Source organism: Mucilaginibacter sp. OK268 (assembly GCF_900103125.1).
In the GTDB taxonomy this organism is placed as follows: Bacteria; Bacteroidota; Bacteroidia; order Sphingobacteriales; family Sphingobacteriaceae; genus Mucilaginibacter.
On sequence record NZ_FNJV01000005.1, the window covers coordinates 432,736 to 443,423 of the forward strand.

The window sequence follows — 10,688 nt, forward strand, 5'->3', positions numbered from 1 at the left end:
TCTTGATTCCTGGCTCTTACTTCTTGACTCTTATCTATGCAACTGTTAGACGGAAAATACGTATCAGAAAAACTTAAGGTTGAAATAGCCGAAGAAGCGGCTAAAATATTACAAAGAACCGGCAGGCAACCGCATTTGGTGGCTGTATTGGTTGGTCATGATGGTGGCAGCGAAACGTATGTGGCCAGCAAAATGAAAAATTGTGAAAAGGTTGGTTTTAAATCAACCCTGGTACGCTATGAGGATGATGTGACCGAGGACGAATTACTGAAGAAAGTGGAGGAATTAAATGCTGATGCCGATATTGACGGTATCATTGTGCAACTTCCCCTACCCAAACATATCGATCCGGAAAAAGTAACCGAGCGCATTGATCATCGTAAAGATGTGGATGGTTTTCACCCGGTAAATCTGGGCCGTATGCAGCGTAATTTACCTTCATTTATACCGGCCACCCCTTATGGCATCACCTTGATGCTTAAAGAATATGGTATCGATACGGTTGGTAAACATTGTGTGGTTGTCGGTCGCAGCAATATTGTAGGCTCGCCTATGAGCATTTTAATGGCCCGTAATACTACACCCGGAAATTGTACGGTTACCATATGTCACAGCCGCACCCCTGATATTAAAAGCATTACGCTGCAAGCTGATATCTTGATCGTAGCTATCGGCAAAAAGAATTTCATCACTGCCGATATGGTGAAAGATGGTGTGGTTGTAGTTGATGTGGGTATGAACCGCGAAACTTCTGCGCTTACCAAATCAGGCTATAAATTATATGGCGACGTTGACTTTGAAAACGTAGCTCCAAAATCATCATGGATAACCCCGGTACCGGGCGGTGTTGGTTTAATGACCATTATTGGCTTACTTAAAAACACCCTGGCTTCGGCTAATAAAGAGGTTTATCAATAGGCGCCTAATAGCCATTTTTAACCAGTGACTGGGATAAATTCCAATCAAAACTTGGCGGAACTTTTAGCTGCTCATGGCATTGCTGTAAGCCAGGATGATGAATTTATTTATACCGATCTGCCATCAAAGGCAAAGTTTAAATCAAGAATCACCTACGATATTGTCCGAGATTATATAAGTTCAAGGTTAGATGTTATGGTTATAACAGACAATAGCGGGACTATAATAGAATCCGTTGGCGATATCGGTGTTGATGTTGAAGATGCTATCAACAGGAATTTTTCCAATTTTAGCATGAGTAGCTTACATGTGCTATTGGCAGCCCTTGGATCCGATGCTCCCGAAATAATTGAACAAATTACTATTGAGGAATGGATGGTCAATGGAAAACGTTGGAATGCCTATATTGGTAATTTGCTTCCTAAAACTAACAGTAAAAGTCCCCTCGATTCTAGTCGGCCAATGCAACTTTTTAATGCGGTTAAGGATGGAATAGTTTCATTACCACTAAGCAATAATTTACATTGGTTCAGAGGTTACTATTTTCAACATCAAAACGCTATTAGCAATACCGAATTCTTGATAGATAATCAAATTGCAGAAAATACGGATGAGTTATTTTCTGCAATTTCTGTCATCCCAGATGTGGATTTTTTTAGTTGCCGCATTTTTATCATCCTAAAAGCAGTATAGTAATACATTCTATTCTACTTATTCAATATTTTCATCTCGGCAAGATCAACTTGCAGGGCTTGTCTGCGGATGGCTTCGTCACTGAATGTTTTCTCTCTCCGGATGCGATATAGTTCTTTTCGTTGCAGCTGATAAATATCTTTCAGGGCTTTTCTGTAAACGTCCCTTTGCGTTTGGTGAGTATTTCCGTGTTCGAGTGATTCCAGGCGCGCTGTGGCATGTTCAACATTATATTGCAGTTCGTTTTTAAATGCCTGCAACAGGTGGTTGTTATCTATTTCGTCGAAATATTGCTCATTGAGCCTTTTTAGGGCCACCTCTGTCAGTCTGATCTTGATGGTCATTTCCTGGTGGTCTTCGGGCACAGCCGGGTCGATGTCTTTTATATTCATTAGTTTAACCAGTACCGGTAGGGTAAATCCCTGAAATACCAACGTCACCAATATCACCACGAAGGTGATAAAAATAATAAGGTTACGGTGCGGGAACGCCTGCCCGGTATGGGTTATCAGTGGCAGGGAAAGTGCTGCCGCCAATGAAACTACTCCGCGCATTCCCGCCCAGCCGACAATAAAAGGGTTCTTCCAGCCGGGACTGGGCTCCGTTGTGCGGATACTTTTAAAAAGCCAGCGAGGTACAAAAGTGCCCGGGTATATCCACACCAACCTGATCAGGATAACTATGGCGCTAATGATCAAACCATAGCTCCAGGCTTCTTTTAAAGAGTAGCCCTCCAGTCCTTTCATGATCACGGGCAGCTCTAAACCAATAAGCGTAAAAACTAGACCATTGAGCACAATAATTATCGTCGACCAAACATTGATGGTTTGCATACGGCTTTGCCCGTCGGTAAATATTTCGTGCGACCGATATGAAAGGAATAAGCCTCCGCTCACCACAGCCATGATACCTGAGTAGTGAAATTGCTCCGCTGCCAGGTACATAAAATAGGGCGATAACAGTGTTAGCGCAGCATCGATCCCTGCTGTAGTGGGCAAAAAACGATGGATAACGTACATCACATGGGCTACGGCCAAACCGATCAGGATACCCATAAATGTAACCACAAAAAACTCTGTAACAGCCTGGTGCAGGGAGAACTGTCCTGTTAATACCGCTGCCAAAGCAAATCGTAATACAATTAAGCTGGAGGCATCATTAACCAGACTTTCACCTTCCAATATAGTTGTTATTCTTTTGGGTATCTTGATATTCTTTAAAACGGATGATGCCGCAACAGCATCGGGTGGCGAAATGATGCCGCCCAATAAAAAGCCCATAGGCAAGGTAAAACCAGGTATGATGGCCGTAGCTAGAAAAGCAATGATCGTTGAGGTAAAAATAACCAGTCCAAATGCCAAAAGGCTTATTGGCCGCTTCCATTTCCAGAAATCGTTCCACGAGGTGTACCAGGCAGCTTCATATAGCAATGGTGGTAAAAATATCAGAAATATCAGGTCGGGATCAATGGTTATAGTTGGTATCCCGGGTATATAGCTGATAACCAAACCGGCCAAAACTAAAAATATGGGATAAGCTATATTTAGCTTTTTTGCCAGCATGATCAGCATAAAAGCGGCAAATAATAATATCAGGAATTGCAACAGGGAGTAATGCATAGCTAAAGATAAAAATCAGTAACATATTCTAAGCAAAATTGACCAATTTTCATCGCCCCATTAACCTGTCCCAAAAAGACTTTATACCTATATAAATATCATCATCTCGGATATCAACCGGGTAAGTTGTCACAAAGTCATTTTGCCCCTCTCCTCCTTTACCGGTTTCCAGATTGTAGGTATACCGGTGATATGGGCACACGATTTTTCCTTTTACACACAAACCTTCACTCAAGTCGGCTCCGGCATGCGGACATATGGCAGAAAGCGCATAGATCTGTCCTTCAAAACCAACCAGGCAAATACTCTTGCCTCCAACCTTTATCTTGGTAATAAATGGTTCATGGATATTCTGGATTCCCGGTATTTTATACCATTTCATGAAGTACGTGATTTGACTTCCAAAAGTAATGATTGATCTTAAAAATCGATCTTTAAATTCATTACTGAGGGGTTCTTGATCACCTCATCCATACTGGTAACCAATGTTACGCTCCGCCTGTCGGCAGATAGCACAGCTTTGGAATTGTTTAATTTTTTAACTGGCTTGGCAAATTTCAGGATCACTTTATAGGGCATATCTATCAACATAGCTTTGGCCATCATAAAGGTTGATTGGGTTTTCTTTAAAAATGCATTGAATTTAACCTTATCAATGATACGATAAAACCGATGAGGGGTGATATCGTACGAATAGTAATCCTGACCGGCTACCATTTGACGGGCATCAAAACTTTTGCTGGCTTTATCGGCACTGGTGAATGCATTGATACGACTATTAAGGGCTATTTTTGAAAGGTTTTGAAGATAATATTGTAAATCAGCAGCGTTTTTGGCCACATGCGTGATATTTACCTTCATGATGCTTTTCTTCAGGTTCATGTTAATGGAAAGATCACTGGTTTTAGCCATGTTGCTTTCCTCGATGCTCATTTTTTGCTGGGTGCTATCGGGCATAGCGCTGTAAAAATTCAATGTTGTATCCTTAACCAGGCTAAACTGAGGCGTTTCCTTTACCGAATCAGACATCAGATTTACCAATACAGATACGGCTTTGCTCATATCAAAACCATAAACAACATTACAACTGCCGTCGGCTTTAAAATCGTATTGTTCTTCAATATCTACACATGAGCTTAAACACAACATGGCCAGAAAAATTAGGGGTAGGTAGAATTTTTTCATCGGCTGATGGTTTTAGGTTTACAAGGCTTTCATATCAGTTAAGTTAAATCCAGGTTAATTTAACCAGGTTGTTAAAACTGAAGTAATAATAAATATTATTAACCACAATAAAAAGAACAAATCACGAAAACGTTTTACCTTGTGTTTACTATTCGCCTTTATGCTTTCAGCTTTAATAGGTAACTTTGCCAAAATTATGGCACACCAGATTCCAGACGATGGCACGCTACTTCCTTTAATGGAGGAGTTTTATACGATACAGGGCGAAGGATACAATACAGGCAAAGCAGCTTATTTTATACGCCTGGGTGGCTGTGATGTGGGCTGTCATTGGTGTGATGTTAAGGAGAGCTGGGATGCAGAACTGCACCCGCTTACCGCCGCTGATCAGATAGTAGCCAATGCATCTGTTCATCCTTCAAAGGCCGTTGTGGTTACCGGTGGCGAGCCATTGATCTACAATTTAGATTATCTGACCAGCCAGTTGCATGAAAAAGGTATTAAAACTTTTATAGAAACATCAGGTGCTTATCCCCTTTCGGGTGATTGGGACTGGATCTGCCTTTCGCCAAAAAAATTCAAAGCTCCGATGCCGCACGTGGCCGAAAATGCCCATGAGTTAAAGGTGATCGTGTTTAACAAATCAGACTTTGAATGGGCCGAATATCATGCCAAAATGGTATCGCCCGATTGCAAGTTATATCTACAGCCCGAATGGTCAAAATCAAAAGAAATGACCCCGCTTATAGTTGATTATGTGATGAATAACCCACAATGGGAAATATCATTGCAAACACATAAATATTTGAATATCCCTTAATCTTTGTAACTTACGATAACATTTATCGTATTGAAACAGATGAAGGTTGTAATCATCCTGATTTTATCAATTTTTCTTCCTGTTATTGCTTTGGCACAGCAAAACCAATATACTACCACTAAAAAGGAGGCTCTAAAGTATTTTGCCGAAGCCAATCAAAACCTCGATGACCATTTATATGATGAGGCTATTGCCAATCTTCAAAAAGCTATTAATGAAGACCAGAAATTTGTAGAGGCTCATGCGCAGCTTGCTGATGTATTCCGGTTACGACATTTATACGGGCAAGCTATTGAAGCGTATTTAAAGGTCATAGCGCTTAATCCCGATTTTAACCGCTCGGTGTATCTCAAAATAGGAGAAGCCGAAATAACGGAAGCTCACTACCCCCAGGCTCAGCAACATCTGGAAAAATATTTAACCTATCCCGATATCACCCCTGCTAATAAGCTCTACGCGCAAAAACTCATTGCCGACGCTAAATTCAGTATCCAGGCCATACAGCATCCTGTAGCATATAAACCTGTGAATATGGGGTCTGAAATTAATACGGCCAATGACGAATATTTGCCGGTTGCTACAGCTGATGAAGCCTTATTGATATTTACCCGGAAGATCAATAATAATGAAGATTTTTATAAAAGCGCCAATATTAACGATAAATGGCAAACAGCTACCTATCTGAGCGACCAGATCAATACGTCCCAATATAACGAAGGAGCTCAATCTATTTCTCAGGATGGAAAGTATTTATTTTTTACAGGCTGTAATCGCCCCGATGGTTTAGGCCGATGCGATATTTATATTGCTCAAAAAAAAGGCGACGATTGGGGTAAACCGGTTGATCTAAGTCCGCCGGTGAATACTTCAGGATGGGAATCGCAGCCATCCATCAGTGCTGATGGACGCACGCTTTACTTTGTAAGTAACCGGGCTGGAGGCTATGGCGGATATGATATATGGAAATCGACCTTGAATAATAAGGGTTGGGGGCCGGCAGAAAATCTTGGACCTAATATTAATACGGCATACAATGAACAATCCCCTTATATTCACGCCGACGATAGTACGCTATATTTTAGCTCGAATGGGTGGCCCGGTCTGGGTAATAAGGATCTTTTTGTAAGTCGTTTGGGTAAAGACGGGAAATGGCAAAAGCCCGAAAACTTGGGTTACCCCATCAACTCCAATGGCGACGAAAACGGATTAACTTTAACCGCCAATGGCAATATCGCTTTCTTTGCATCTGACAACCTGAACGGTTATGGTGGTTATGATATTTACACCTTTGAACTTCCCGTAAATGTAAGACCCCATGTGGTAACTTATGTAAAAGGAAATGTACACGATGCCAAAAGCAACCATCCACTGGAAGCAGCCATTGAGATCATAGATCTGCAAAGCAACCAAGCAGTTTACCAGGACTACAGCAGCGATGATGAAGGCAGCTTTTTGGCTACCCTTACTTCAGGTAAAAACTACGGTTTGAATATCTCCAAAAGTGGCTATATGTTTTACTCAGAAAACTTTTCGCTCATCGGATATAAGGCTAAAAATCCGTTTAATATTTCTGTTTCATTATCTCCTATTGATGTGGGCAGTAAAGTGATCCTCAAGAATATTTTTTTCGATACTAATAAATTCGAACTGGAGTCGGAATCAAAAGCAGAGTTGATGAAACTGATTGAATTTTTAACCGTAAATCCGGCGGTACACATTGAAATATCTGGCCATACAGATAATGTTGGGCCAGATCAGATCAACCAGACCCTTTCCGAAAACCGGGCTAAATCTGTATATCAGTATTTAATTACCAATGGCATTGCTGCCACCCGGCTGGTTTATAAAGGCTATGGTAAAACGCAGCCAATAGCACCAAATGATACCGACGAGAACAGGGCAAAAAATCGCCGTACCGAATTTAAGATTATTTCAAAATAAAAAGTGTGATTTTACAACAGGCCCGTCCATCCATATTCGGACTGTAACTGATTGCAATATAAGCTAAGATTATTTAGAATTTAATTAAGATATTGAGGGAGAATAATATTAGATCATATGCTTAAACTTTATAAACAAATTAACGACGGTATTCATTATTGGGAAACATGGGACAAGGACAAAAAAACAGGAATTGTTCATTGGGGTGTAGTTGGACAGCGCGGACAGGACAAAGAAGTAAAGTCTGGTCTTTTTTCAAATTTTAAAAAAGAGATACAAAAGAAAATAGACAAGTTAGTTACCAATGGCTATGAGCCGGTAGAGATTGATGAGCATTATACCCTGTTGATTGAATTTGTGGTTGATGGAATGGGAACGCCAGAGGATGTAAATAAAAGAACTAGGTTGCAGAATAGAATGGATGCTACATTGGGCTGGACTGGGCTTGGGCATTGTGACGGAGGTAGTATTGGGAGTGGCACTATGGAGGTTTGCTGTTTTGTTATAGATTTTGATATCGCCAAAAGTGTGATCGAGCAAGATTTGAAGAACACGGAATTTGACGATTATACCCGAATCTACAATGAGGATAACGAATCAGAGTAATGGTGATAAAATGAATGCTCAAAATAAAAAAAGCTTTTAGCAACACGCCAAAAGCTTTTTTTATTTTGGTTAAATTTAATTCCCCATTTCTGATATAAACTTGATGCGCATTAATTGTACTTCTTCGCGGGTATAATCATCGCCTCCAAGCTCGGCTAAAGCGTCATCAATAGAATCAACTTCGGCGGTACGGAAGTAGTCAAATACCTCTTCCTGCTTGTCCTCGTCTATTACCTCGTCAATATAGTAGTTCAAGTTAAGTTTTGTGCCTGAGTTTACTATAGTTTCCACTTCTTTCAATATCTCTTCATAGGTGAGTCCTTTGGATGCTGCAATATCATCCAGGTTCAAATGGCGATCGATATTTTGGATAATAAAAACCTTTAACGCCGATTTATTGGCCGCGCTCTTGATCACCATATCAACCGGACGGTCAATATCATTATCCTCCACGTATTTTTGTATCAGGTCGGTAAATGGCTTACCAAACTTTAAAGCTTTACCAGCACCTACTCCTGAGATCTGTTTTAACTCCTCGGTTGTGATCGGGTAATGCGTGCACATCTCCTCTAACGATGGATCCTGGAATATTACAAACGGGGGTAAGCCCTTTTGTTTGGCCAGTTTTTTACGCAGCTCTTTAAGCATTTGCAACAACTGGGTATCCAATGCGCCACCACCTTGTTTAGGGCCGTCCGCGTCATCATCATCGTCAGTGGCTTCCATTGGCTTGTTCAGGATAAAGCGGATGCTATGCGGATTGTCAATAAAGCTATTACCTGTTTTGGTTAAGCGAAGTAAGCCATACTGATCAATATCTTTAGAAAGATAGTTATTGAGCAATGCCTGCCTTAGTAATGAGTTCCATAGGTTTTCACCCTGCTCCTTACCCGATCCATAATAATCAAGCGCGTCATGCTCATAATTCTTGATCTGAGCGTTCTCCACGCCCATCAATATGCTGATGATATGCTGATCGTCAAACTTTTCACCAATATGCCTGATCAGGCTTAGCGCCTTGTGTAGGTGTTCCTCACCATCAAAATGCTCTTTATGACCGCAGCAGTTATCACACATATTATTGCAACCTGCCTCATTAAAGTTTTCACCAAAATAATGCAGTAACTGTTTACGACGACATACAGAAGATTCGCAATAGTCAATTACTTCTTTTAATATCTGGGTACCGATCTCGCGTTCAGAAACCGGTTTGTCCTTCATGAATTTCTGAAGCTTATCAATATCTTTTTCAGAATAAAAGGCAACACAAACCCCTTCACCACCATCACGACCCGCTCTGCCGGTTTCCTGGTAATAACCTTCCATGCTCTTAGGCACATCATGGTGTATCACGTAACGCACATCCGGTTTGTCGATACCCATACCAAAGGCAATCGTAGCCACAATAACCTCCACATCTTCCATCAGGAATTTGTCCTGGGTATCGGCACGTACTTTTGGATCAAGGCCCGCATGATATGGTAAAGCTCTAACACCATTCAGGTTAAGTGCTTCTGCAACTTCTTCAACCTTTTTGCGGCTAAGGCAATAAATAATACCCGATTTGCCCTGGTTCTGCTTTACAAACTTTACGATCTCCTTGATCACATTGCGTTTGGCACGAACCTCATAAAATAAGTTTGAACGGTTAAACGATGATTTATACACCGTAGAATTGTTCATTTGCAGGTTTTTCTGTATATCCTGCTGAACTTTTGGCGTAGCGGTAGCGGTTAAAGCGATGATGGGTATATTATCGCCGATGTTGCTGATCACCTGACGTATTTTGCGATACTCAGGTCTGAAATCATGTCCCCACTCGGATATACAGTGTGCTTCGTCAACTGCAACAAATGATACATGATTAAGCTTTAAAAAATCGATATTCTCCTGTTTGGTCAGTGATTCAGGAGCAACGTATAAAAGTTTGGTTTTTCCGGCCAGAACGTCTTCCTTAACACGGCCTATATCTGATTTGGTAAGTGATGAGTTTAAAAAGTGGGCTATACTGTCTGACCCTCCGAAAGCCCTTAGCTGATCTACCTGATTTTTCATCAGGGCTATCAGTGGTGAAATTACTATGGCAGTGCCGTCGCTCATTAATGCCGGCAATTGATAACACATGGATTTGCCACCACCAGTAGGCATGATCACAAATGTATCATTACCTGCCAGTATGTTAGTGATAATCGCTTCCTGCTCCCCTTTAAAGTTGTCGAATCCGAAAAAATTCTGGAGATTATCAAATAGCGACTTCTTAGTTTCTATCATTGTTTAACGTGATCTTGAATTGTATTTAAAAGTTTAAAGTAACAAAATTTAATGAATAAACGATGGATTTACTTTTAAATTTTATACAAATATGATTATTAAATGAAAAACAATTTGTTCATTTAGCGCATTTAAATTGCGGACAATTTAGCTATCCAATTATTTAGTTTTATTTCATACATATTTAACAGATTATTGTACACTTTTGCGCTGGCTACGCCAAATAAAAACTCTTTTTACCACATGAATAAAAACAACTATGCGATCATCATGGCAGGCGGCATCGGGAGCCGTTTCTGGCCCATAAGCCGGTCATCGCATCCCAAACAATTTATAGATATCCTGGGAACGGGTAAAACCCTGATCCAAAACACGTATGAACGTTTTCTGAAAGTATGCCCGAAAGAAAACATCTATGTGGTGACCAATGAGAACTACACCAAACTGGTGAAACAACAGTTACCGGACATGGCCGATGGCCAGATCCTGACCGAACCGGTGATGCGTAATACCGCACCATGCGTGGCCTATGGCTGCTTTAAGATCGAAAGCCTGAACCCGGAAGCGGTTATCGTGGTAGCCCCTTCAGATCAGCAGATCCTGGATGAAGATGCTTTTGTGAGTGCTATTGAGAA

Annotated in this window: 10 protein-coding genes; 6 read left to right on the forward strand and 4 right to left on the reverse strand. The window is 40.9% G+C overall.

Features of this window, described 5'->3' with window-relative positions; genetic code table 11:
- Positions 1-36 precede the first annotated feature (36 nt).
- A complete protein-coding gene (locus BLR84_RS18375; protein ID WP_090471016.1) occupies positions 37-918 on the forward strand; it encodes a bifunctional 5,10-methylenetetrahydrofolate dehydrogenase/5,10-methenyltetrahydrofolate cyclohydrolase in 882 nt (293 codons plus the stop codon).
- A gap of 24 nt (positions 919-942) precedes the next feature.
- Entirely contained in the window at positions 943-1,611 is a 669-nt protein-coding gene (locus tag BLR84_RS18380) for a DUF6348 family protein (protein ID WP_143013938.1), read from the forward strand.
- A gap of 14 nt (positions 1,612-1,625) precedes the next feature.
- Here the strand turns inward: BLR84_RS18380 and BLR84_RS18385 are convergent, their stop codons facing one another.
- From BLR84_RS18385 to BLR84_RS18395, 3 genes are read right to left on the reverse strand one after another with little or no spacing between them, the layout of a single operon-like run.
- Positions 1,626-3,230 carry a Na+/H+ antiporter gene (locus tag BLR84_RS18385; RefSeq protein ID WP_090471020.1) on the reverse strand — a complete coding sequence of 535 codons (1,605 nt, stop codon included), beginning with the start codon at positions 3,228-3,230 and terminating at the stop codon, positions 1,626-1,628.
- Positions 3,231-3,279: 49 nt separating this feature from the next.
- Positions 3,280-3,612, reverse strand: coding sequence for a Rieske (2Fe-2S) protein (locus BLR84_RS18390; RefSeq protein WP_090471022.1), 333 nt, complete (start codon positions 3,610-3,612; stop codon positions 3,280-3,282).
- A 38-nt stretch (positions 3,613-3,650) separates the two neighbouring features.
- On the reverse strand, positions 3,651-4,415 hold the full coding sequence (locus tag BLR84_RS18395; protein WP_090471024.1) for a hypothetical protein: 765 nt from the start codon (positions 4,413-4,415) through the stop codon (positions 3,651-3,653).
- Positions 4,416-4,611: 196 nt separating this feature from the next.
- On the opposite strand from BLR84_RS18395, the gene BLR84_RS18400 reads away from it, so the two are divergent.
- The 3 genes from BLR84_RS18400 to BLR84_RS18410 all read left to right on the forward strand — a co-directional run bounded on the left by BLR84_RS18400 (position 4,612) and on the right by BLR84_RS18410 (position 7,782).
- Positions 4,612-5,235 (forward strand): 7-carboxy-7-deazaguanine synthase QueE, encoded by a 624-nt coding sequence (locus BLR84_RS18400; RefSeq protein ID WP_090471072.1) that lies wholly within the window; start codon positions 4,612-4,614, stop codon positions 5,233-5,235.
- A 39-nt stretch (positions 5,236-5,274) separates the two neighbouring features.
- Positions 5,275-7,176 (forward strand): OmpA family protein, encoded by a 1,902-nt coding sequence (locus BLR84_RS18405; RefSeq protein WP_090471026.1) that lies wholly within the window; start codon positions 5,275-5,277, stop codon positions 7,174-7,176.
- A 117-nt stretch (positions 7,177-7,293) separates the two neighbouring features.
- Positions 7,294-7,782: a hypothetical protein gene (locus tag BLR84_RS18410; protein ID WP_090471028.1), complete on the forward strand. Its 489-nt coding sequence runs from the start codon at positions 7,294-7,296 to the stop codon at positions 7,780-7,782.
- A 75-nt stretch (positions 7,783-7,857) separates the two neighbouring features.
- On the opposite strand, the gene recQ is transcribed toward BLR84_RS18410, so the two are convergent.
- Positions 7,858-10,050 carry a DNA helicase RecQ gene (recQ, locus tag BLR84_RS18415; RefSeq protein ID WP_090471074.1) on the reverse strand — a complete coding sequence of 731 codons (2,193 nt, stop codon included), beginning with the start codon at positions 10,048-10,050 and terminating at the stop codon, positions 7,858-7,860.
- A gap of 246 nt (positions 10,051-10,296) precedes the next feature.
- Here recQ and BLR84_RS18420 point away from each other — a divergent pair.
- On the forward strand, positions 10,297-10,688 hold a 392-nt coding region (locus tag BLR84_RS18420), incomplete at its 3' end, for a sugar phosphate nucleotidyltransferase (RefSeq protein WP_176852098.1).